This window comes from Leptolyngbya sp. Heron Island J (assembly GCF_000482245.1).
Classification (GTDB): Bacteria; Cyanobacteriota; Cyanobacteriia; order Phormidesmidales; family Phormidesmidaceae; genus Leptothoe.
Genome location: NZ_AWNH01000073.1, coordinates 20,609 through 44,102, shown reverse-complemented (window position 1 = coordinate 44,102; position 23,494 = coordinate 20,609). Strand labels below are relative to the sequence as shown.

Annotated in this window: 18 protein-coding genes; 3 read left to right on the top strand and 15 right to left on the bottom strand. The window is 50.0% G+C overall.

Annotated elements, in window-relative coordinates:
* The first annotated feature begins 203 nt into the window (after positions 1-203).
* The gene (locus N836_RS60550) at positions 204-650 is read left to right on the top strand and encodes a hypothetical protein (protein ID WP_023074570.1); all 447 of its coding nucleotides are present in this window, start codon (positions 204-206) and stop codon (positions 648-650) included.
* A gap of 186 nt (positions 651-836) precedes the next feature.
* On the opposite strand, the gene N836_RS60545 is transcribed toward N836_RS60550, so the two are convergent.
* From N836_RS60545 to N836_RS77655, 6 genes are all read right to left on the bottom strand, one after another.
* Positions 837-5,321: an NACHT and WD40 repeat domain-containing protein gene (locus N836_RS60545; RefSeq protein WP_023074569.1), complete on the bottom strand. Its 4,485-nt coding sequence runs from the start codon at positions 5,319-5,321 to the stop codon at positions 837-839.
* A 169-nt stretch (positions 5,322-5,490) separates the two neighbouring features.
* The gene (locus N836_RS60540; protein WP_023074568.1) at positions 5,491-6,540 is read right to left on the bottom strand and encodes a fatty acid desaturase family protein; all 1,050 of its coding nucleotides are present in this window, start codon (positions 6,538-6,540) and stop codon (positions 5,491-5,493) included.
* Between the two features lie 137 nt (positions 6,541-6,677).
* Entirely contained in the window at positions 6,678-7,100 is a 423-nt protein-coding gene (locus N836_RS60535) for a hypothetical protein (protein WP_023074567.1), read from the bottom strand.
* Between the two features lie 70 nt (positions 7,101-7,170).
* Positions 7,171-11,010 (bottom strand): Ig-like domain-containing protein, encoded by a 3,840-nt coding sequence (locus N836_RS60530; protein WP_023074566.1) that lies wholly within the window; start codon positions 11,008-11,010, stop codon positions 7,171-7,173.
* 165 nt (positions 11,011-11,175) lie between these two features.
* A complete protein-coding gene (locus tag N836_RS60525; RefSeq protein ID WP_235071136.1) occupies positions 11,176-11,793 on the bottom strand; it encodes a transglutaminase-like domain-containing protein in 618 nt (205 codons plus the stop codon).
* 126 nt (positions 11,794-11,919) lie between these two features.
* Positions 11,920-12,129, bottom strand: coding sequence for a hypothetical protein (locus N836_RS77655; RefSeq protein ID WP_235071135.1), 210 nt, complete (start codon positions 12,127-12,129; stop codon positions 11,920-11,922).
* A 966-nt stretch (positions 12,130-13,095) separates the two neighbouring features.
* Here N836_RS77655 and N836_RS0138815 point away from each other — a divergent pair.
* Complete coding sequence (locus tag N836_RS0138815) at positions 13,096-14,694, top strand: right-handed parallel beta-helix repeat-containing protein (RefSeq protein WP_023074562.1); 1,599 nt, start codon at positions 13,096-13,098, stop codon at positions 14,692-14,694.
* A 34-nt stretch (positions 14,695-14,728) separates the two neighbouring features.
* On the opposite strand, the gene N836_RS60515 is transcribed toward N836_RS0138815, so the two are convergent.
* From N836_RS60515 to N836_RS0138810, 6 genes are all read right to left on the bottom strand, one after another.
* Positions 14,729-15,589: a transglutaminase family protein gene (locus N836_RS60515; protein WP_023074561.1), complete on the bottom strand. Its 861-nt coding sequence runs from the start codon at positions 15,587-15,589 to the stop codon at positions 14,729-14,731.
* A 59-nt stretch (positions 15,590-15,648) separates the two neighbouring features.
* The gene (locus N836_RS60510; RefSeq protein ID WP_023074560.1) at positions 15,649-16,599 is read right to left on the bottom strand and encodes an alpha-E domain-containing protein; all 951 of its coding nucleotides are present in this window, start codon (positions 16,597-16,599) and stop codon (positions 15,649-15,651) included.
* A gap of 150 nt (positions 16,600-16,749) precedes the next feature.
* On the bottom strand, positions 16,750-18,186 hold the full coding sequence (locus N836_RS60505; RefSeq protein ID WP_023074559.1) for a circularly permuted type 2 ATP-grasp protein: 1,437 nt from the start codon (positions 18,184-18,186) through the stop codon (positions 16,750-16,752).
* 239 nt (positions 18,187-18,425) lie between these two features.
* Positions 18,426-18,581 (bottom strand): hypothetical protein, encoded by a 156-nt coding sequence (locus N836_RS76670; protein WP_023074558.1) that lies wholly within the window; start codon positions 18,579-18,581, stop codon positions 18,426-18,428.
* 64 nt (positions 18,582-18,645) lie between these two features.
* On the bottom strand, positions 18,646-19,185 hold the full coding sequence (locus N836_RS60500; protein ID WP_023074557.1) for a zinc ribbon domain-containing protein: 540 nt from the start codon (positions 19,183-19,185) through the stop codon (positions 18,646-18,648).
* Between the two features lie 75 nt (positions 19,186-19,260).
* Positions 19,261-19,839, bottom strand: coding sequence for an ester cyclase (locus N836_RS0138810; RefSeq protein WP_023074556.1), 579 nt, complete (start codon positions 19,837-19,839; stop codon positions 19,261-19,263).
* 73 nt (positions 19,840-19,912) lie between these two features.
* Here N836_RS0138810 and N836_RS60495 point away from each other — a divergent pair, with 73 nt between their 5' ends.
* A complete protein-coding gene (locus tag N836_RS60495) occupies positions 19,913-20,467 on the top strand; it encodes a TetR/AcrR family transcriptional regulator (protein WP_023074555.1) in 555 nt (184 codons plus the stop codon).
* On the opposite strand, the gene N836_RS60490 is transcribed toward N836_RS60495, so the two are convergent.
* The 3 genes from N836_RS60490 to N836_RS60480 form a co-directional block, all read right to left on the bottom strand.
* Positions 20,451-22,202, bottom strand: a complete 1,752-nt coding sequence (locus tag N836_RS60490) for an ABC transporter ATP-binding protein/permease (RefSeq protein WP_023074554.1) — start codon at positions 22,200-22,202, stop codon at positions 20,451-20,453. The genes N836_RS60495 and N836_RS60490 overlap by 17 nt on opposite strands.
* A 129-nt stretch (positions 22,203-22,331) precedes the next feature.
* On the bottom strand, positions 22,332-22,676 hold the full coding sequence (locus N836_RS60485) for a hypothetical protein (RefSeq protein WP_023074553.1): 345 nt from the start codon (positions 22,674-22,676) through the stop codon (positions 22,332-22,334).
* A 42-nt stretch (positions 22,677-22,718) separates the two neighbouring features.
* Positions 22,719-23,447: a dinitrogenase iron-molybdenum cofactor biosynthesis protein gene (locus tag N836_RS60480; RefSeq protein ID WP_023074552.1), complete on the bottom strand. Its 729-nt coding sequence runs from the start codon at positions 23,445-23,447 to the stop codon at positions 22,719-22,721.
* Positions 23,448-23,494: the final 47 nt, after the last annotated feature.

Sequence of the window (23,494 nt, the reverse complement as noted above, 5' to 3'; positions counted from 1 at the left end):
ACACTTTAGTAATCAATTCATTGCTTTGCTATAGAGATTGAAGGCATCATCTTAGATGGTGAACTGTCTAAGATGATGCGAAACCAAAATTGAAGAGCGAAACGATGGTTAATTTGTACGCTTTCAAAGATTGTGTGAACCCAAGTTCACATGATTCAACCGACTGAGCTTGACACCAGCAGGTATCTATACCAATCAATACTATGGAATTAAGTCGACAGAAGTCCTCTACCCTTTTGAACATCTCTGCCATCCTTTGGGTGATTTGGGGACTTGTTCATGCCCTAGCTGGAATCCTTACCATCTCTGGTGATACAGCGGCGGCGGCTGCAGGAATTGCCGATGCTGTAGACCCTGCTTTATTGGCGATGGATTATCCTGACGCTGTGGGTGCCATCATCAATCAACATGGCTTTAACCTGCTTTGGGGCGGTATCGTGACCATTATCGGCGGTGGCTTAATCTGGCGCAAAAGTGTTGCGGCTATATTTGTCTCGGCCTTGGTTGGGGGGCTACTCGATGTTGGGTATTTCATTTTTATCGACCTGGGTGGCTACAACAAATTCGTACCTGGTACCGTGATGACGATCATTTCAGCTATAGCGATCGCATTAAGTTTTTATGCCTATTTTCAACATAAATCCCATTGAAGAAGTGAGTTGTTGAGGCGTCGTTTGAGCAGAAGTGCTGTCCATAAATCTGGGGTGGTTGCTTTGAGCAAAGGTTGCTTGGAGTTATACATTTGTGCTGTATTTGTCAGGAAAGTGTTGTTGAATATCGTAGATGTCGACTCTGGTGCATATGTGACTCAAGCAATCAGCACGGATTTCTAAAATTTAAAATTCAGTAGCTCCTAAAACCATCAGAGTCTCTTTCTCAAGCTTTGTGAGTCCCTGCACTCCAGAAATATTCGTGCCTTCAAACGGTCTTAGAGGTTGTATTGATTGTAAACACTGACCGCTATCAACGTCCCAAATTCGGATTGTTTGATCAAAACTTCCACTGACTAATTTTGAGCCATCTGAAGTTATACATAAGTCTCCTACTTTATCCGTATGCCCTTGTAGAGACCTTAAGCATTCTTGCGTCTTTAAATTCCAGATTTTAATATTACCTTTATCACTAGAACTAAAGATATATTGGCCGTTTGGAGAAATAGCTATAGAAACAATGGCATGCTCATGAGCTTGCCAAGACTTCAAATGCTTCTTGGTATGAGTATGCCAGATTCTAATATTTTTATCTGCCCCTCCACTTAACAAGAATTTCCCATCAGGAGTAAAAACAATAGAGTTAACTCCCCCTTGATGTTTTTTTAGATTGGCGAGACATTTACCAGTTTCCAGATCCCAAAATCTGATGGTTTGATCATCTCCAGCACTAGCGATCAGTAAACCATCGGGACTAGTCTCAACAGTCCACAACCAATTTTCATGACCTTCCAAAATTTTGATGCATTCTCCAGTCACAATCTCCCATACTCGTACTGTACAATCAGCACTAGTTGTTACTAGCTTTTGGCCGTCGGGAGTAAAAGCAATTGCATTAACACATTTATCGTGACCTCTCAATGTTTTTATGCAAGCACTCGTCTCTAAATTCCACAGTTTTATTGAGTGATCAAAGCTAGCGGTTGCAAAAATTTTCTGAGTTGGACTCATTCGAACCGCATTAATTCGAGCCTGGTGGGCTTCTAATGCCGTGTAGGATTTACATTTTAGTGAGGTTTCTAAATCTATAAGCTCCCAGACTTGTAAAGATTTGTCTTCACAGCCAGCTATCAGAAAGTGATCATCGTATGAAAGTGATATTGAACGTATTTCGCCGGTATATCCTTGAAGCAGATCCACGCATTTACCAGTTTCGATATCCCAGTTTCTAATGGTTTGGTCATCACTAACACTAGTCAGAATATTAGATGTTGCTTGAAAAGCAATCATTCGAACCCAACCATCATGCCCAGAAAGTGTCTTCAAGCACTTCTGTTGTTTTATATCCCAAATTTTGATGTTGGTGTCGTAGCAACCACTAGCAAGCAATTTTCCATCATGGCTAAAAGCAATTGTTGAAATTCTTCTGTCAGAATGTCCCTTTAGAACTCCGAGACATTCTTTTTTCTTCCAATTCCATAGTCTAATTGTTTGATCGCGAGCACCACTAGCCAAAAGTTTCCCATCTTGACTCAAAGCGAGAGAACGTACTTTTCCAGTATGTCCTTTTAATTCACCAACAATTCTGCCTGAATCCAGATTCCATATTTTTATAGTCTGATCGGAAGAGCCACTAATTATTAGTCTGGATTGATTATCGATGACTACTGATTCTACAGCTGCTACGTGTCCCTCTAAAATCTTGATGCAATTGCCAGAATTGAAATCCCATATCCTGATAGTCTCATCATCACTGGCGCTAACTATATATTTTGAATCAGAAGTGAGCGAGACTGCATTAATCCGGCTGTCATGCCCCTTAAGAGTTTTCACACATTCTCTACTTTCAAGATTCCAAACTTTAACTGTATAGTCGAAGGCTCCACTGATGATGTGTTTCCCATTTGGGCTAAATACTAGAGAACGAACCCAATTGGTATGTCCTTTGAGGCGAATAACAAAATGATTGTTGGTAATATCCCAAACATCTACTGAGCGGTTAACGCCCCCTGTAGCGAGTAATTTCCCATTAGGATCATACGCGAGGGTAAAAAATGAGCCAAATACATGAGGTAAAGAAGAATCGGTAATGGTTGCATTTTCAAAATTTGTGTCATGCAGAATCGCATTGACAAAATCGGCCCCTCGGATTTTTGCCTTCGACAAATCTTGATTAGACAAGGCACTTTTATTGGGTTTGACCATCAAGGTTGCTATATTGCCCCCTAGATATGCAACAGACTCTAATGATTGCGTTTTTGTAAGCTGTAGTGTTTTCAGTAGAGTATTAGTGGAATTTGGTTTTAGAAAAGCACGGAGCATAGGCAATATCAAATCGATTATTGCTTGTGCCAATGGCGCTTGACCTACCGTAACGATAAGATTATCTATCCTTTCTTCACTAAACTGGAGTAAAGGAGGAACTAAACTGCCACTTTTTTGGGCATTTTTAGTTGCCTGAAAGTAATCTGACCAAGTATATAGTTGTGGTTGTAGATGTTCATTCACATTTTTCTGCATCTGCGCTATCTGAAGAAAATCATCTGATAGAGCACCTAGTTCAGCAGCAAATTTGTAAGCGACGAAAAACTCTAAGAGAGAACGATGAGCAGGCGTATAATCCCCCTCAGCGTTTCGAATTAACATGGTTTGGCCCATCATGTCGTAATGCCAATGGTCCAGGTCTTTTTGCTCCTCAACTGCAGGACCAAACAGTTTGCGAATGCGGTCTGGAAACTCTCGATAGTTAATACTCATGCGATCGGTTGACAGCATTTCCCACGACAGCTCACACATAAAATAGAGCTTGTCCGCCATTGACGTAAACGTGCGCTCCGCCTTAATATCCCGTTCCATCTTGTGGCGTACGGCATAGAGATACACCCGCGACATATCCACAGGTTTACCCGCCTCAATATCGGGCAACGCCTCCAAAATCAGTTCTGTTAGCACGGGACGACGCGCCAGATCTAACAGTTCAGAATTCCCCATGATCTGCTCCACTGTGGCCGGTTGGGCCTGATAAGAGAGCACTTCACGAATCTGGGCATCGTTAAACTTTTCTAACTCCAGCACTTCAAACTGTGGCGTTTCTCCAGTCAAGTCCTTAGTGGAGGCTTGCAGTTCTGCATTGAGCAGGGCTCGTCCTTCTTTGGCTTCGGGGAAATGCTCTGTGCGACAGGTGAGGATAACCTTAGCGCCGGGTACAACTACCTTCGCCAGTTCCCAGAAGTTGTTGATCATCTGTTGGCGATCCACACGGGCGGCCATTTCATCAAAGCCGTCGAAAATCAGTAACAACTTACCCATGCGGTTTAGCTGCTCAAAGGCTGAGTAGCCAGGGATAGGAATCTCGTGCTTACGGAAGAAGAACTCTGAAAATAACGATTCGACGCTAACGGCTTTGGCATAGTCTCGTAAGGGCACCACTAGCGGTAGCCGGGGACGCTCCAGCCCTCTCCGTTGCGCTTTGCGATAACGCTGTAAGGCTTTCCAGGCATAGTGAAACACAAACCAGGTTTTGCCGGTACCAAACTCACCCAGTACTGAGATGTGTTCTTTTGCCGGGTCATCCAGCCAGAGATCGATGTAGCCATCAATCCAGCCGTCGCGATCGCCATAGCGACTCATCCCAATCCGCTGGCGGGTCGCTGGATCGACTTCTTCCTTGATACAGGCTAGGGGCACATATTTTTGATCGATGCCCCGCTGCTGAATTTCCTGTTCCAGCCAGCTCAGATAGCGGCTAAAATCAGCATCTTGATCCAAGAGTTCATCTAGGGTGTAGCAGCCTAAATGCTCATTTTCCGATTTGGCAACGTCATCCCGAGCCGCGCGGGCAATGCGGCGGGCAGTGACGAGCCAGCCTTCATCGGTTTTGTGGGTCTCGACCGACTGACTTAGGGCGCTTACGTCTGCCAAGCCTACTTCGCCATCCACACCGCGCACTATAATCCGAATATAGCGACTCCGCCAAACCGAGACGTTGATAATCCATTCAAAATAGTCGGCTTCCCACACCTCATGGGTTTCAAAACGGTAACCTAGGGTTTCAAACCAACCGCGCATCTGCTGGGCCAGGGCAAAGGCTTTGCAACGCTCTGCACTAAAGGTTTCAGCGATCGCAACTCCGGGTAAGGCCCCATAGTCCTGTGCTGCCAGACGGGCCATTTCAGTCCGCATCCCTTCAATGGTGGGCAGGCGATTCAACCGCTCTTGCAGATTGCAGATCTGTCGATGTAGTGATTCCAGCTTTTGCTCAGCCAAAATTTCTGCTGGAGTGCGGGTACGTTTGGCAACTTCAATAAAGACAGCAGCAAAAGCATAAAACTCCCGCCGGACATCAATATGATTAGCTTGAAGCTCGTCCTGAAGTGGATGCTTGGCTAGAAAGTCTTCCCCATTTTTGAGCAAGATCGAAGGAGTGTTGCGTTCTAGGGCTGTGCGAAAGAGGGCTTGAATCTTGGCCTGGCGAAAGATTTCCAACACTGGACGCGGTTTGCCCACGCCATATTCTACCAGCGCATACTGATAGACTCCCGTAAAGTCTACAGGCGGATGATCGGGATCGAGGTTGAGGCGTTTGAGCAGTTGGATGATGCGCTCATTACGGTTAATGCTCTCCATTGCCGTATCAAAGAGCATATCGATCAAATTATCCAGGCCAAACACAGGCAATCTCCAGAGACTTCTCTCTAGTAAAACCCAACTTCTGCTAAAGGAATCAAAATTTCCACTAGCAGGTGGCTAGAGCCTCAGGAGATATGCCCAGCCAGAGGCTGGGCACCAGATGCGAAGATGAGAGTGCTTATACACTGACTGATTGTTTGATTCTGATTTCCTAGATCTTATTCTCAGCCAAGACCACCCCATCATCAGGAATCAACGTAAACCGATTAATCAACCGCCGAATCCCACTTGCATATCCTGCCTCCAGTTCTAGGGCTGGCATGCCATGGTCCGCTAAGACGGTCTCAATCCGTTCATGGGCAACCGGTAGCTGATCAAACGGAATGCTTGGAAATGCATGGTGGACTGCATGATAATTCAACCCGCCAACCAGCCAGCTAAACCAACGGCTGGCCTGTAAGTTGCGAGACGAATATAGCTGGGTGAGCTGATGGCCACCTACCCGACGCCATAGACCATAGTGTTCCAAATGGGCGCGGGTCTGGACAATTACTCCAACCGCTCGCTCTAAACACAGCCAGAACAACAAATACCGTAAAATACTGGTCTGGGAGAGAATAATCGCTGTAAGCAAACAAGCTTGGACAATGCCCATCCCCAACAGATCGGCCAATAGCTGAAACTTCAGCCGTGGCAGTAGTTCTTGAAACCGACGACCACCCATCAGGGTTTTAACAATTATCCCCAATCCCCCCAGGACAAAAATATCCACTAGCCACTGATGTCGCATATACCATTGCACCAACGGCGAGGCTTGCTGATACTCTTGCTCGGTCCATTGAATCCGTTCTGGATCGCGTAAATCTAAGCCATTCCACCCATGGTGCAAATGATGGAGTTCTGAATAAACTCCCACGGGCCAGAGCATTGGCCAGGAGATGATTCGTGCTAAGGTCTCTTCTAATATGGGCCAACCCAGCAGGGTATGATGAATCGCATCATGGGTACAGATTAGCCAGAATGCGTAAAAGACTCCTGCTACAGCAGTCCAAACCCAAAAGCTAATCCCAGCGTTTGTTGTCCAGGCCAGAGTGATGCAGCCTACCACGACAACTCCTAGTAGGACAAACCGGCCAAACCCTGTCCAAAAGTTGACGGAGCGTAAATCGGCAACGGTCTCCTGTAACACTTGGTTAGGAACCGTAGATCGTAAACAGGCAGCTGTCATATGCTGATCTTCTGGATTGGTTAGACTTACCATTGCACTTAGCCTCACCCTTATGCTCGGCAGTAAAAACTACAACCCATACGCCTATCGGTTTAAGCGGATAGCCGCACAGTACTGATAGTTTTTCCCATAATACTAATGTAAGGCTAAAAAATGAAGAAATTATGAGGCTAGCTAAACCGTTCTTGGAATTCGTCAGCGGCCATGGTGCCTGCGGCTTCTACCAGTTTGCCGACAATGGGGTGAATAACAACGCTGGTTACGGCTCCTGATAGGGTGGGAAGATTTTTGACAAACCAGCGTTTGATGTAGTCCATGGTGGTGAGGTCTGGTTCCTCGGCGGTGATGGCTGCTTCGAGTTCGTCGATGCGCTCTAGAGCTGAGGCTTTTTTGTCGGCAGGGGCGGCCTCAGCTACCTGGGTTTTCAGGGTGGCAGACATTTGTCGCAGGGTGGCCAGGTCGGCTGGGGCTGGGGCTGTGTTCTGGGAGTTGACGAGATTAGTGTATTCCTGGGAGTTGTTGTCGCCGATGGCGAGCTGGCCGCTGTTGTCGCCGCCGATGTTGATTTTGATGTTGGGTTGGGGGGAGGTCATGGTGGGAGAAGAACGGAGGACGGAGGAGAGAGAATGGAGGGGTTAGGTCACTGGATGAGAGTAGTTGGGATTAAAATCTTGGGCGTGAGTGGGTGGGAAACTCCTGAACGGGGGACTCATAGTACACTTCGATTTCAACTGTGGCTGTCTGACTGATGGCTCCGTCGGCATCTTGGATGGTGTAAGTCAGGCTATCGTAAGCGATGTTGCCGTCAAAGAATGATTCGGGTGGAAAGACCTGGGTGTATAGGATACTGCGTCCGTCGTTTGAAATTCTGGCCTTGATAAATTCTCCTGATGTGACGGATTCAATTCTGAGGTCGGTGTTGTCGCCATCGGGGTCGCGATCGTTGGTTAGTACGTCTAATGAGACTTCGGTGGGTTCGCTGTAGGCCGATACGTCGTATTCGTCATAGTCGTCAGTGGCGACGGGGGGCTGGTTGATGCGGTTTACTTGGACGGTGACAATGGCGCGTTCTGAGGTGAGGCCGTTGCGATCGCGAACCGTATAGCTAAATCGGTCTTCGCCAAAAAAGCCTGCTGGTGGTGTGTATACCAGCGCCTGATTACCATTGTCCTGCACAACGCCACCGGCTGCGGTTTGGGTTTGCACATCAGCAATCCTGAGACCATCGCCCTGATCATTAGCCAGCACCGATATGGTGACGGGGATGTCTTGATCGGTAGTGACCTGATCGTCCTGGGGCATAGGTGGAGGCGCAGCATTGACCAAGACTTCTACATTAGCGGGGTCTGAGACGGTGCCGTTGCGATCGCGAACCGTATACCCAAACCGATCCACACCGCTAAAGTCAGCGGCTGGGCGATAGGTTAGGGTGCCGTCGTTATTTTGCACGACAGTACCGCCAAACTGACTGGGTGAGTCAAAGCTAGCCACGGTTAGGGCTTCACCGCTGTCATTATTGAGGACGGGAATGGTAACTGGCTGACCGGCCTCAGTTTCGGCCCGGTCAGCACTAGCGGTCGGGGCTGGCACCGGGTCCGGCTTGACGGGTTCGATTGTGACGGTGACGGTGGCCTGGGCGGTTCTATTTTGGCCATTACGTACCTGATAGGTAAAGCGGTCGAGGTTGGCTTCACCATCGGGGCGATAGGTGAGGGTATTGTCGGCATTGACGACAACCTGACCGGCCTGGGGAGCCGTCACGTTAACAATGGTCAACTCGCCGTCAACCGGGTCGTCGTTACTCAACACATCGATGGTGACAGGCGTATCTGCTTGGGTAGTGATGCTGTCGTCCTCTGCTTTGGGAGGTGTTGGTCGGCGGGTGCCGATGCCGTTCAACGCTACCGCAACAGCGCTAGCGTTGTTCTCAATGGTTAGGGTGGCCCGACGTTCTCCGGTTGCGCTGGGGCTAAAGGTGAGTTCTACGGTGCAGCTGGTGTCTGGGGCCAGGGTGGTTTCGGCACAGGTGTTGGCAATGGCAAAATCTGATGCCTGCTCACCGGTAATCGCCAACGCCTGAATCGTTAACGGGGCGGTGCCGTCATTATTAATGGTGACTGTATTCCGAGCAATATCTTCCAGCTGCACTTCATTAAAGGTGACGCTAGCCGGCACAATGCTGATGCCGGGAACAGATACGGCGGTACCGGCTCCGGTGAGGGGAATTACCTGGGTTTTGCCGTCCAGCTGCAGCTCCATGGTGGCGGCACGAGCGCCCAAACTATTGGGGGTAAAAATAACTGTAATTTCACAGGTTTCACCAGGTGCCAGCATCAGGGTGGGGGTGCAGCTGTCCTCATCAACCCGAAAATCACGATTTCCCCTGAGTACCATGCGGTCAATTGACACCAGACTATTGCCGGTATTACTCAGGGTCAGCGCTTGAGGATCGCTAGCAGTATTGAGCTGTCGTTCACCAAACTCCATCGCCTCGGCACTGAGGGTAAAGCTGGCTGACGGACTGGATGTGTCTAACGGCCAAAGCAATACTGCAGTTGTGACCAGGGCAGCCACTCCGCCAGCGGCGGCCAACAAGACTGTTTTAGTTGAGAGGCCCGTCATGGCACCTGCACCACCTGCGGTCGAGCTGGCTTCGGGGGCGACCAAAGGCGGCACCAGTAGACTCAGGTTATGGCGAGTAATCGCGGCCCCGGCCTGATCACCTAAGGCTTTGCGCAGCTGTAGGGCCTGGGTTAGGGCCGTTTCTGCCTGGGCCGTATTGCCCTCGGCCAGGGCCTGGGTGCCCAGCTGATGTAAAGACCAGGCCTCGGCTGCCTGGTTGCCGGTCTGTTGAGCGGCCTGCAAACTTTGTTCTAAGACCTGTTGCCACTGTCCCCAGCGGCCTTGTAATGATAGGACACCGTCTAAGCTCCGGCTTAATTCTAAACAGTCATACCAGTGACCGCTCTGGGCTGACCAATCGGCCAGATAATGGAGCACATCAGTGGACTCGCCAACGGCAGCCTGACCTGAGGTAAAGTACTCAACTGCGCTGGTCAACCAGGTTTCAATCGGCCAGGTTTGCTGACAGACACCTACTAGATCAGGACAGAGGTGATAGCCATTTGCTCCCATGCTGACTAGATGCAGGCCATGGAGTTCGCTGAGGATAGTCTCGGCATTAGCTACTTGAGCAATGGCTAAGGCCTGTTCGGGGGTAAGCGCTAGCCCTCCCAGGGCTCCCAACAGTGCCAGCACCGGGTGATGGGATGTTGGCAATTTGTCCAAAATCGTATAGAAGACTGTTTCAGCCGGTATGGGTGAGAAACCAGTGTGGGGAGCTCCCGCTTTAGGCACAATAAACGCGGTCAGAGGCTGTTTAGTCTGCTTGACATGGGCTGCTATGCGCCGTAGCTGCAGGGGATGCCCTTTCAGGGTTTGCCATAGGGTACGGACCACTGTCTCTTCCGCTGTGGTCAGGGCTCGCCCGAGTTCGCGTTCAATCAGCTTAAAACTGTCCTCTAGGGGTAAGCCGGGCAGATCGATGGCTACCCCTTCACCCCAATAGGTGCGCTCAGTTGAGGTCAGCACAAAGGTACCATGGGGAACCACCGGCACCAGTCTGTCCAGGTCTGGTTTCTCCAGGCCCAGGTCGTCTAAAACAATTAAGGCCTGTTTGTTTTGTAGCGCATGCTGCACCTGGGTATAGCTGGGTTTGTAGGGGACATTACTCTCATAAAAGGCATCGTGGAGGGCCTGGAGTAAATCGGCGGGCAACAATCGATGGGCTGGGGTATACACCACACCATCACTAAAACGGGTGGTGGCCTGGGCATCGTACATCAGGTGCCGCACCAGGGCGGTCTTACCAAATCCATCGGCGGCGTAAAGTTCAATCGGCTGGGCTGTCTGGAGTGCCTGCACGAGCTGGGGCAAAATGTCTCGGCGATCTAACAGGCTATTAAAGGGCTGGGGTCTCAGATTAATGGGAGTGGGACGGGCACTGATCTGGGGTGGAGCGGCCACGTTGAGAACACCGCCATGTTCGACATTATAGGCATAGCTATAAAAGTTTTGGTTGTTGTTATTGCCAACGATTAGCTGTCCACTAAAGTCACCACCCACCTCCACCTGGACTGGGGACCCCATGAATGAAGCCAATGGGGGCACGGTGGGTTGTAGATTCACCGCCGGACGTAGTATCAGCTCTTGCTGCCATAGGGGGGTGGCCTGCCCGGCTAGCCGACCACTGACCTGGGCCAGGTTGAGCCAGGATAGTTCCAGGGACATTAAGGTGGCTTTGACCAGTGGCAACACCATCTTGGGATCGGTGGACTGGGCAGCTTCTAAGGCGATGTATAGCAAGTTATCCTGCTGGCGCAGCCCCACCTTGGGGGTGATGGCATAGGCGTGCAGTCGGGTTTGTAGGATAGATGCGATCGCTTTTGGATCTCCTTGCTGGGCAGCGGTCTGCTGAGTCGGAGTTGTAGTAGCAGTGCGCATTGTGGCTATTAAGTCCTGAGCTGGGCCAGCTCCAAAATGGGTGGAGCTTCCTCCGGTAGCTACAGCGTCCTATCAAGGAATTTCGTTGGGAAATTGGATTCGTTGCAATTAAGTTGTCAAAGTTTACAAACATATGCCCATTTCCCTCTTAATCTGCCAACCTGCTTAACCCGCCAACCTCAAAGCGGCCTCCGGAGAAACATCCGGTAAATTTTGCAGACAGCCGTCCCACGTACTACAACGCTGTAAAACATCAACAACAATCTCTAACGGTTCTGGAAGAACGCCAGGAAAATCTTTCTCCTCAACCAGCGTTAGCTCAAAAGCAAGTCGCTCATAGGGCGGCGTAAATTGGGCATCAACTCCCTCACGATTGCCTCTAGCATCAACCCGGTACCAGCCAATATCTGGCAGATAAACAGCGTTCAATCCATGGAGACAGTAGGGAGCCCCCTGGTCGTCAACACTCAGCCGCTGATAGCAGAACCCGGCTGGGATCTGGTTGGCCCGCAGTAGAGCAGCGAGCAAATGACTTTTGGCATAGCAATAGCCTGTGCGATAGTGCAAGACCTCAGAGGCGCGACAGGTGACTGGGTTGAGCTGATAGTCAACACTGTGGCGAATGCGATCGCGCACCCATTCGAAACAGGCTTGAGCAATGGCGGTGGGGTTGCTATGGTCTGCAGCCAGTTCCTGAGCCAGGTCTAAAATGGCTGGATGTGGCCAGTCAATGATGTCGGTAGCCTGTAAATAGGCGACCATTGGGGTTGAGTCGTCAGCCATGGTGACCTCCAGCGCATGTCTGGATTGTAAAGGGTCTGGCTGTTGAATAAGGTCAGACAGTTTGAAAGCATCCATCAAGCCTTTGTATGGATACCAGTCGCTCCCCAGAGCTAACGTTTGACCTCATTACCGGGACGACGTCGTACTTTTGCCCGCACCATTGGGATCGATTAAGCCCACCAGTTCTCCCGGCAGCAAACTCAGGGAAACTGCTGCCAATGCTGAGACGCCTCGATAGCTAACGGATAGGTTTTTAACCTCTAGCATTTGACAAAAAATAGCAAAAACTGCATGGGCCACCACATCCCCCAACAGCGCCATCTGCTGCACAATCAAGTAGCTGCACCGGGCACAGAATCCCAATTAGCACACTAGACAGGAGCACCTGACGCATAAAGTCATAATTAAGGGGGGCAATCGCCAGTCCATAGGGCACCTCAGAGCACACGGTGAGCCAGTCTAATATTTAAAAACCGATCTAGCCGTGGTGCCTCAATCACAACAACTTTTTGATTCATGACTATAATGGCTGTGAAACGGGTCTTTAGTTGTGTAAAGCAGACATCAGGAAGAGATTAAGCCATTAAAGACCAAGGTTCAGGGGCATTACCCGAGAGGTGAAACACCTCTGCAAACATGATTTTGGATTGTATAAACGCCTGATTCCTCCATCTGGCAACGCCTTTTAGTTGCGCTAATAGCAGAGAAAGTATCATTCTCTGCTGATATACCCTGCTGCTGCTCGGATTGCTTAAATAGCCCGACAGAGTTAACTACAGAATGAGGATCAAACCGTTTCGACTTTATGTATGTTCGGATCGCCCTCACCCCAGCCCTCTCCCGCTGGGCTACTGTGTACACACATCTAGGAGATCTACTGGAAATCAGCTCCATGCTCTGCATTAGCCCTCATCCTAAATCCTTCTCCCCCAGGGAGAAGAACTTTGAGACTAGCTCCCCTTCTCCCCGCGGGAGAAGGGGGTGGGGGATGAGGGCTCAAACTCTAGAGCTATTTTCCGACTTATGTGTACACCGTAGCTCCCGCTGGGAGAGGGAGCCAGATTCAGAATCCTTCTCCTTCGAAGGATTTAGGCTGTAGACGCCTGAGCGGCTGCTCGCAGAATGGGCCAAAAGCTAGACATAAGTAAATTCTGATGCCTACGGGAAAAATTAGCCGTGGCTGATTTCGAGGATAAACCAGTTTGAAAGCAGTGCAATTAGCCCAGACCAGACCACCGAGGATCAGCAGCGCCAAAATTACGTTGCCGGTAAGCCTGTTGAAGATTATCTAGGGACTAGCCTATGTTCTTTTTTGATATACCTGTTGTAGATTTCCCAGGGATTGCTCCCATTGCTACTGTTGTTGCTCGCGACAACCAGCGTGTCGCTAATAACGTCCCCACCACCATCGATATCACGAAGCTTCCCCAGGCGGTTTTTGTTGCCTATCCAGGGCTAGACGATGCTGTTCCCAATGATAATCGAGACGATGCGGACACTATCCAGGCAGTTCTGAACTGGGTCGCCAATCAACCGACGAACGTAACCATCTATATCCCTGAGGGAGTATTTGATCTAGCAGAGACTCTGACAGTTGATCGGGCCAACATTACGATTAAAGGGGCCGGGACCGGGCGCACGGTTTTGCAACATAGCAATGGGTTTAAGGTGGGCACTAGGGGCTTGCCAGACGGCGAAACAGTATTTGACTCGGTCAATCAAGAGGCCTATTTGTTCACCCTGGAGCCCAACGCTAATCAGGTTACTTTGAGCAACATGACCTTAACCGGCCCAGCTATTCATGGGGCTGTTTTTAGCGGTCGTAATCAGGGGCTGTTGTTGAAAAACCTGGAGTTTAATGACTTTCTGTGGAGTGCTGTGCGGCTGTTTGAGGTCAGGGATGCCAGGATTCACGACAATATCTTTGTGGATGCCGGTGGACAGGCCGATGGCGATAGCGGTGTTACCGGGGGTTCCATCTTTGCCACCTATCTCAAGGATTCTGAAATCTATAATAACAGGATTTCAAAAAGCCCAGAGCATGAAGGCAATGTCTATGGCATCAAGGGAAGAGAGTTTAGAAATACTCGCATCTATAACAACACAATCAAGACTAATTTTGCCATTGAGCTACCGTTTGAAAACGATCACTTTGTGGAGATTGATCACAACTATCTGAATGGGGCGATTTCAATACCCAAGTTTGGTGGGGGTGATACGCCTGAGGATGGGTTGAGCTTTCATATTCACCATAACTATTTCACTCAGTCCTACTCTCTGGAATGGGCCCGTAACGGAGCTGAGGTGAATCATAATGTGTTTGTCTTTGATACTGACAGAGACCATGGCAACTTAATCTCAAATTTTGGTACTGAACCGGCCCAAGGGCCTACCAAGTTTTATAACAATCTGATTCTGAATCCTGGCAGAGGTTTGGTCTGGCATGAGGGGGTGTATAACAATTTTTCATTTTATAATAATGAAGTCATTGCCAATCCCACAAAAACGCCTAGAACAGACGGGTTGTTTGGGTTTAATCCAAAAACAGATTTCAGCACCATTGAGATTCGGGATAACCTGATTCGGGTGAATGGCACTGCTCGGCCCCTGATGCGTAATCCGGCCAGCTACCGCGCTGTGATTAAGAATAATGACTTAATCAATATTGCGGATGTGAATGATTTTGAGAACCCTAATACGGGAGCGCCACAGGGGCTACTAGAACCGCTCTCCTTTAGGGTGGGGGTGAATGATGAATTTTTGGTAGATGGGGCAGAGCTGAGGGCAGGGACTAACACCACAGAAATGCCGATAGCCGATAGCCAGTCTGGGGCTAGCTGGTCTCCGACAGCACTGTTGGCTAATTGGCTGCGGCAGGTGAAACAGTTGTTTCAAGCATAGGTCTGCTCAACGCACTCTACACATCAGCCAAGGGTTATTCCGCTAACACTTTGAGCTGGATAGTGGTGTCTAGACTACTCTGGCTAAAATAGCCGGTCTGCAACTTACCAGTGACTACGGCAGTCTGGGTCGGGTCGGCGGCGGCGGCCAGGGCAATATGGCCATCGGCAACGGCCAGGCCCAGGGTGGGGTCAAAACCCCGCCAGCCGCCACCGGGCACATACACCTCTGGCCAGGCGTGTAAATCATGAACCTCCTGGTCAGCATCGCCGCGCTGATAGCCGCTGACAAATCTGGCGGCCAGACCCACGGCGCGACAGGCCGCCATAAAGAGCACGGTAAAATCGCGACAGGTGCCTTGTTGGTTGGCCAGGACAATCCCAGGGGGCCAGGGCGGACCGTGGTGTCGGGTTTCGTAGGTGCAAGTTTGGTAAATGACCTGGGTCAGGTGGGTTAAAAACAAACTGACATTGTTGTCTACCTGGTGCAGTAGCTGGTGCGCCCAGTCAATCACAGCGGGGCTATCGCCATAGGCAGCGGTCAGATAGGGAGCAATCTGCCGCTGTAGGGATTGGGGATAGTCCAGGGGGGCTGTGATCGCCCAGTCTGGGGCAAAATAGTCAAATGGATTAGACCGCAGGGTTTCGACGTCGCTTTGGGTGGCAATGCTTAACGTGGTGATATCAGTGTTGGTAAACCAGAGCTGGCGGCAGACGTTACCGTTTAAGTCGAGCCAGTCGATGGATTTGCTGGGGGTGGGGGCAATTTCACAGGTGAAATAGTGCAGATTCTGACTGCCGTCTACCCGAGGCTGGAGCCGGAGGATGTGGGTGCCTAATTGTACGGGCTCAGCGTAGTGATATCGGGTGTGGTGAACAATGCGATAGCGGGCCATGGGCAAAGGCAGTGGGCAGTGGGTAATGGGCAGCGGGCAGGTTCTATGCCCCCAACATATTAAGCGGGTACCGATAGGCCAAAGAAGTTTTCGGTAATGGCACTGCCGACATTGTTGAGGTCATCCTGGAGGTTATCTAAAAATTCATGGAGACCGATTTGAAAAATTTCTTCCAGGGTGATGTATTCGAGATGCGATCGCAGCTTGCCCAACCGGCGCTCACTACTCAACCGCCAGGTACCTATGGGTGAGCCTGAAATTTTATTCAAAGACTGCTCAGCCTGGAGAATGCAGCAACGAATCGACCGAGGAAACTCAGGATGCAGCACCAGAAAGTCAACCACACCACTGGGGTTAATCAAGTGCTGACACTTGCGATACATCTCATAGGCACTGGCCGAACGCAGCAAGGCAATCCACTGCAGATTATCCAAAGGACTCCCCACTGCCGCCACCGAGGGCAGCAAAATAAAGTACTTAACATCCAAAATACGAGCGGTTTTGTCGGCCCGTTCCAAAAAGCGACCCAAGCGCCCAAAATGCCACCCCTCATTATGGGACATGGTGGCCTCCATCACCCCAGCAAACAAATGGCTAGCAATTTTGACCTCAGGATAAAATGCATAGAGTTCAGCCACTTCTTCAGACCTGGCAGCCTCTTCCACCATCAGGTAAAACTCATTCAGCTGTTCCCACATTTCCGATGAAATAATCTCCCGCACCGACCGAGCATTTTCCCGCGCCGCTTTAACACAGGAACGAATCGAGTTGGGATACTCAGAATCAAAAGTGAGAAATTTCAGCACATTCTCGGCAGTAGCCTCTCCATAGCGCTCCTTAAAGATATCCTGATCCCCCGTAGTAACCACCAGCGGCTCCCACTGTTGCATCGTACCCATGGGAGTATCGAGCAACAAATTGAGATTAACATCAACAAAACGAGAGACATTTTCCGCCCGTTCAACATAGCGGTTAATCCAGTAGATAGAATCGGCAACACGGCTAAGCATAGTTGGTTTAGGTAGTTGGGAAGGAGTAGAGTGGGCAACGCCCACCAAACCCAGTGGAGCAGGAATGGAGTAGGGTGGGCAACGCCCACCGAACCCAGAAAATACACAAAAGAAAACAGAAAAAAAGATTGCAGAAAATCTAGATAGTTATCAATTGGTCGATGCCACCACCCAGGTATCTTTACTACCACCACCCTGGGACGAATTCACAACCAGGGAGCCCTTTTTCAACGCAACTCGCGTTAGCCCCCCCGGATTCACATAAATATCTTCACCGTTCAAGATAAAGGGGCGCAGGTCCACATGACAGCCTTGAAATTTACTGTTAACTAAAGCCGGCACCCGTGAGAGACAGAGGGTGGGCTGGGCAATATACCCCCTAGGATTGGCTTTAATCTGATCGGCAAAGGCATGGCGTTCTGGGTCGCTAGCGTGGGGGCCTACTAACATACCGTAGCCGCCGGAGGCATTGGTGGCTTTGACGACTAGCTGATCCAGGTGATGCAGCACATAGTCCTGCTGCTGTGAATTTTCGCACAGATAGGTAGGGACGTTGGGAATGATCTGCTCTTCGTTGAGGTAGTAGCGCACCATGTCAGGGACATAGCTATAGATCATCTTGTCATCAGCAACACCAGTACCGGGAGCATTGGCGATCGCAACTCGCCCCTGGCGATATACCTCCATCAGCCCTGGCACCCCCAGTAGTGAATCGGGTCTAAAAGTCTGCGGATCGAGAAAGTCATCATCAATCCGACGATAAATCACATCTACCCGCTGGAGTCCCTTGGTGGTCTGCATTTGCAAATAACCGTCAGCTATCACCAGGTCGCGACCTTCCACCAGCTCAATGCCCATCTGCTGGGCTAAAAAGGAATGTTCAAAATAGGCGGAATTGTAGATGCCGGGGGAGAGTAATACTACCTGAGGATCGGGGACACCGTCGGGGGCTAAGTGGATCAGCGAAGCCAGCAGCTCACTGGGATAGGCATCCACTGGATTAATGTTGAGGGCCTCAAACAAGGCCGGAAATGCACCTTTCATCACCCGTCTGTTTTCTAAGACGTAGGAGACTCCCGAAGGACAGCGAAGATTGTCTTCTAAAACGTACCAGTTGCCGTTGCGATCGCGAACTAAATCCGTACCAGTGATATGACACCAAATCCCTTTAGGAGGCTTTAAACCGATACAAGGTGGCAAAAAGCCGGGAGCCGATTCAATTACCTCGCGGGGAATCAGACCGTCTTCGAGAATGTTTTGATCATTATAGATATCATCTAAAAAACAGTTTAGCGCTTGAATTCTTTGCTTTAACCCCCGCTCTAACCACTGCCATTCATGGCTAGGCACCACCCGTGGGACAACATCAAACGGAAAAATCCGTTCTGTTCCCTGATTGTCGCTGTAGACGTTAAACGTGACTCCCAGCTTAAACAACATATTCTGAGCCGTTTGCTGACGCAGCATCAGGTCATTAATGGAAAGATTACTAATCCGCTTGACCAGTAGCTCTGCTTCTGGACGAGGAACCCCACGACTGATAAACAGCTCATCATAGAAATCACCCGGATCGTAGGAGTTAAACACAGAAAGGCATCCCCAAAGTGCATGTTCCACTGATTAACGGCTATTGGTACCGCAAATTGTAAAAGTGCATACATCTGACGAAAATTTAATACCAGGTTAACCCGTCAACAATTGGAACAAGAGCCGCTCACTGCCTGGAAAGCTGGGGGGTTGCGTAAAAGTTCAACGACTAATGATAGTCCTCAAAGGTCTGTATACAATTACACCATTTCAATAACTCACTACCGCTGTCGGATCGCTCAAAGTTTGGGCTGAACGATTAGAGAGTCTTTTACTACAGTCATTGTCAGCTCTAAACGCCGTAAATCAAGGATGATGGGATAGTCTGAATTTGTGGGCATGGGGCTATAGGCAACAGCTTGCCGCCTGCCATGGACAACAAATCTTTTAGCCATCCGATGACTAGCTCCAGCGCTGTTTCGAGGTAGACGGATTGGTTAAGATGCAGAAAAATATGCCCTAGCTTAAGGCATGACCACAGCTAGAGCAAAAACGATCTTCAGGGGCGACTTTGGTGCCGCACTGACTACAAAACTGTCGGGTTGCAGTGGGCTGGGGAGTTGGGGCTTCCATCTTAAGTTCCATATTCCCCATGCGCATTTCCATGGGCTCCATGGTCATGGACATATTTCCCATGGTCATGGGCTGCATGGGCTGCATGGGCTGCATGGGTTGCATCGGAGGCGTAGCCGGTACAGCTGTCGTTTGCTGCATTGACATTTGTTGCGCACCGGCAACAGAGGGTACACTCCCCGTCATGCTAACGCTGTTACCCTGCACATAAATGCAGACATCACCCTGGGCCGTAAACAGTTTGAAGACAGCACCACCTGCACTTTGATAGGCTGCTGGCGGTGCTGTCCAGGGTCCGGTGGTCATACTATTACTGGCCTGTTGCTGTTGCCCCGGCTGTCCCATTGATGTGGTCACAATGGTTTGGTTGCCCTGGTTGTCTAGATAGACTTGGTGGCCAGGGCTGATCTCACATACGTATGCCATAGTAGTTTGCTGAGATGGGGCTATGTCTAGATCATGCCCTCTAGATTAAGAACATGAAAAAACCATCAGCAAATCTTAATCCTGCACCACGCCCAGCTGTTGCATGACCTCCAATAAATTACAGTCATACCACCACTCTGAAATTTTGTTATCGGTCATACGCAACCGGGTGACACCGCTGATTTTTACGGGTTTTCCAGTAGGGGCTATACCTAAAAACTCTCCAGTGTTTTTACCTTCCAGAGTCGCTCGATAAACGACCTGGTCCCCGTCAATGGCTACATCTGTAATCGTCTGTTGCAGGGTGGGAAACCCCTTAAACAGATCCGCATTAAATGCCTTGTTAGCATCTAGACCTACTACAGGTGTGGGAGCACTGTTGAAGTGATAGACCACATCATTGGTCATCAGCTGATTCCAGATGGTTTCCCAGTTGGGTTGGGTCCCCCAGCCATCTTTGGCAAAGGTGAGGGCAATTGCACGGTGATCGGCTGGAGTTGCCAGTTGACCTGCCAGTGTTTCTGCCTTCGCCATGTTGGTGCCTGCCAACATGATCAACACTGCTAGCCCAATACTGACAACTTTGGCAATCTGAGTAAAAAGCTCGGCCCAGCTACCGATAAATATACTCTTGAACTTGTTTGCAATACCCATCGCTCTTGTCTCCATACGGTAGCGTATGGATTTAGGGTATGCTCTGCATATGTGAACGTCAATACGCCACCGTATGGTAAGCAAGAATTCAAAGCTGAGTCAGCAAGATTGGATAGAGATGGGTTTCAAGGTATTGGCTGAAGGGGGTGTGGCTGCTGTACGGGTTGAGCCTCTGGCTAAACGTCTCAATGTCACTAAGGGCAGTTTCTACTGGCACTTTAAAAATCGACAGGCTCTGCTAACGGAAATTCTGCAAACCTGGGTGACACTGCAGACGGACAATATTATTGAACAGGTGGAAGCGGCTGGAGGAGATGCCTTGGCTAAGCTGCTATATCTGTTTGAGCTGGCCGTACAGGATGATGGCAAAGTAGAGAATGCTATTCGAGCCTGGGCTACTAGTGATGTCAGAGTAGTTGAGGTGTTAGACCGGGTTGATCATCGGCGTTTGACCTATACTCGGGATCTCTTTTTAGCGGCTGGTTTTACATCAGCGGACGCCATGGTCCGTGCCCGCATGGTTTACTATGCCCTGATCGGGGAGTTCACTCTAGGCACTCGTGCCAATCAGGCGGAGCGCCTAGCCGAAATTCGCCTACAGCATCAGATTCTTACTCGCCGAGAGTAGCGGTTAGTGTTTTTAACTGCCATGTATGGTCTTCGGCCAGGCGTAGGATCGACTGATGATAAGCCTCTAAGGACTGACGATGCCCCACGCTCAGGTAGGCAGTTTTGGTTACGGCTAGATGGCTATAAAGCTGTTTTTCATTGTCCTGGTCAAGGGCGCTGGTGGCTTCATCCAGGATGGTGTATTGAGGCTGGTGCAGTAGCACGCGGGCAAAGCTAAGACGCTGTTGTTCTCCCAGGGATAAGACATCGCTCCATTCTTCTGTGGCGTCGAAGCCACCAAAGCGTTCGTCTAGGTCGGCCAGGTTCACCTGTTCTAGGGCATGTTTTAGCTGGGTATCATGCAGCTCAATATCGGGGTAAGGGTAGAGTAGCTGTTCGCGCAGGCTACCTAAAATCATGTAGGGTTTCTGCGGTAAAAACAGTAGCTGTTTGAGGTCGGGACGCTGAATGGTGCCGGTGCCAGAATTCCAAAGACCTGCGATCGCACGCATCAACGAACTCTTACCACAGCCGCTGGGACCCACCACCAGCAAGGAGCTATGGCCATCTAACTCCAGGGATAAATTTTCGATCAGGGTACGCTGGTAGTTGGGCGTTTGCAGCGTCAGGTTTTGAAGACTTAATGCTGGGGTAATTTCACAGTCGATAACGGGGCTCTCAACGGCCGTAGCGTCTGGCTCTGACTGCTCGGGTTCTTCTGTTTCCTCTGTTTCCTCCGGTTTTTCTATTTGGCCCAGAGAGGTGGCAAAGTCATAAAGACGGTCAATGCCAGCACCAAAGGCGGTTAAAGACTGAAACCGGGCAACAATCAAATTGAGGGAAAAGAAAACCCGGATAAATGCTCCCTGGGCTTCGCTGACTTTGCCGACTTCTATATCGCCACTAAAAATGCCGGGGGCAACCACCAGGGCGGGCAAGATAAAGGGAATAAACTCGTAGGCATTGGTGAGACCATTCAACCCCAGCTCCCAGCCTAGCAACCGCTTGTAGTTATCAAATGCGGCCATAAAGCGGTGATTCACCTGGGCCGATTCCTGGGCTTCCCCTTGATAAAAAGCAATCGCTTCAGCATTCTCCCGCACCCGCACCAGACCAAAGCGGAAATTGGCTTCTCGCTTCAGCTGTTCAAAGTTTAGACGCACCAGGGGCTGGCCAAAAACACCCACCGTGGCCAGGGTACCGACAATGGCATAGGCCAGCAGAAAGAGGACGAGTTCGCGGGAAATGCCCCAGAGCACACCGCTAAAGGCAATGACTTCCAGCAACGAGCCCACTATCACCAACACCAAGGTTAAGGATTCTTGGGTAAAGTTCTTGACATCCTCAGCAATCCGCTGGTCAGGGTTGTCGATATCGGGGTTGAACTGATTAATCTGATAAAACGCTCGATCCGCAAAGTAGCGTTCGACAAAATGGGTGGTGAGCCAGCGCCGCCAGGCCAGCCCTAGCCGGTCACGTAGATAGGTGTAACCGGCCAGCAGCGGTGCATATACCACCAGCACGCCAATAAAAATAACTACGGTTTGCCAAAAGCGGTCTTCGCTCTTAGCTGATAGGGCTGAGATTAGCTCACCGCGCTGATTGTTGAGAACAACGCTCAGCCCCGTGTAGGCCAGCAGTAGACCAACAATGAGCAGCAACAGGCCACGGGCTTTCCATTTTTCGTCACTAAACCAGTAGGTTTTGGCAATGGTCCAAAAGCGGCGGAAAATCTGAAAGTTGAAGCGTTGCATAACGGAAATGTCGTGGCCAGGTGTGAGTTCTGTTAGTGTAAAGGTTTTTTAAGTTTCCAACAGAACTATCTGCCTGGTCCCACTGCTGGGGCTGCCCATTAACCGTTACTCCACCCTGCCGCGGCAGGATCAATCTTCATCCAGGGCCGGAAAAGATTCTTCAATTTCCCATAGGAGGCTGCGATTAGCCATAAACCAGCTGCGGGTTTCGGGGGGCAACTCGTCCCAAACCTGGTCGAGGTTAATATGGGGGGACTCATACTGGTATTTTTTGCCGAGCGATCGCAACGTCTCGACCACCGCCGGGGGAATCCCAAACTCTAGCCAGTTGACCTTGACAACTCGACTGGCCACACCGCCCCTAGGATCGTAGATCAGCTGGGCGACTCGAATCAGATCGGCAAAGTGGGTGGAGCGTAAGCCGGTAATCTGTTGAATTTCTTGAATGCGTTCTTTATTTTGTTGGATACTCATGGTCGGGGCTCGGCTTGGGTCATCTGTCGTTGTGGTGGTTGCTCAAGCATGGTAATTTTTTACCCGTTTGTCTGCGGCAATCCCTAAAATTTTGGCTAACCACGGTGGCGGAGAGTTTGCGATCGCTGTTTGCAGATCTGCCAGGATCGGTCTAATCTCACCGCCAGTTTCTATCTTCATCGGATAAATATTGGCCTGGATCACTTGAGCGGCTGCAGGTCCGCCAATGGAAACAACATAGAGAACCGGACAATCTTTAATTAAATTGACGCGGAATTGATTTTTGTTGTCGCTAAGGTCGGCTTCGAGAGCAGAGCGCACATCAATCAGTTTGAGGTCATCGGCTGAGAGTTGATAAATCAAGTAGCGATGGCAGGAACCAAAGTGCCCGTCGAGTTGTTCTGCGGTATTGGATGCCACTGCTACCCTGATGGAGTTGGGCATGTCTCCCTCCTGGTATGGTTCAATCGGTAAGGGATGCTCACACTCTTCCTGTTCTCCCCACAGAATCCGAATGGCTGCTTTAAAGGCCGCGATGTCCTGGTTGTTGGCATCTTCACCTTCCCACTCACCTTCATCAACGGCGTAAATGTTGCCAAAGGAGCGCTTTAGCTGGGTGACTGTCAGTGTACTTAGCGATTCTTCTGAAATGTTATCGTCGAGATTGGTTTGTAGCGCACCGATTAACTCTGGCACCGACACATCCGGTAGCGCTCTGGCGGCTAGGGCAATTCTTAAGGCAACTTCATTGGAAATGGGTTGATCGGTCATGGTGTTTTCCTATGGGCTAAATGAACTAGGAATCTATCGGGGCGTTG

What these genes read in the sequence shown, in the direction of transcription:
- N836_RS60495 (WP_023074555.1), top strand. Translation starts at nt 19,913, where the DNA reads ATGGTAAGCAAGAATTCAAAGCTGAGTCAGCAAGATTGGATAGAGATG.
- N836_RS76670 (WP_023074558.1), bottom strand. Translation starts at nt 18,581, where the DNA reads ATGGCTAAAAGATTTGTTGTCCATGGCAGGCGGCAAGCTGTTGCCTAT.
- N836_RS60535 (WP_023074567.1), bottom strand. Translation starts at nt 7,100, where the DNA reads ATGACCTCCCCCCAACCCAACATCAAAATCAACATCGGCGGCGACAAC.
- N836_RS60490 (WP_023074554.1), bottom strand. Translation starts at nt 22,202, where the DNA reads ATGCAACGCTTCAACTTTCAGATTTTCCGCCGCTTTTGGACCATTGCC.
- N836_RS60550 (WP_023074570.1), top strand. Translation starts at nt 204, where the DNA reads ATGGAATTAAGTCGACAGAAGTCCTCTACCCTTTTGAACATCTCTGCC.
- N836_RS60525 (WP_235071136.1), bottom strand. Translation starts at nt 11,793, where the DNA reads ATGGCTGACGACTCAACCCCAATGGTCGCCTATTTACAGGCTACCGAC.
- N836_RS60530 (WP_023074566.1), bottom strand. Translation starts at nt 11,010, where the DNA reads ATGCGCACTGCTACTACAACTCCGACTCAGCAGACCGCTGCCCAGCAA.
- N836_RS60500 (WP_023074557.1), bottom strand. Translation starts at nt 19,185, where the DNA reads ATGGCATACGTATGTGAGATCAGCCCTGGCCACCAAGTCTATCTAGAC.
- N836_RS60515 (WP_023074561.1), bottom strand. Translation starts at nt 15,589, where the DNA reads ATGGCCCGCTATCGCATTGTTCACCACACCCGATATCACTACGCTGAG.
- N836_RS60485 (WP_023074553.1), bottom strand. Translation starts at nt 22,676, where the DNA reads ATGAGTATCCAACAAAATAAAGAACGCATTCAAGAAATTCAACAGATT.
- N836_RS0138815 (WP_023074562.1), top strand. Translation starts at nt 13,096, where the DNA reads ATGTTCTTTTTTGATATACCTGTTGTAGATTTCCCAGGGATTGCTCCC.
- N836_RS60480 (WP_023074552.1), bottom strand. Translation starts at nt 23,447, where the DNA reads ATGACCGATCAACCCATTTCCAATGAAGTTGCCTTAAGAATTGCCCTA.
- N836_RS60510 (WP_023074560.1), bottom strand. Translation starts at nt 16,599, where the DNA reads ATGCTTAGCCGTGTTGCCGATTCTATCTACTGGATTAACCGCTATGTT.
- N836_RS0138810 (WP_023074556.1), bottom strand. Translation starts at nt 19,839, where the DNA reads ATGGGTATTGCAAACAAGTTCAAGAGTATATTTATCGGTAGCTGGGCC.
- N836_RS60540 (WP_023074568.1), bottom strand. Translation starts at nt 6,540, where the DNA reads ATGGTAAGTCTAACCAATCCAGAAGATCAGCATATGACAGCTGCCTGT.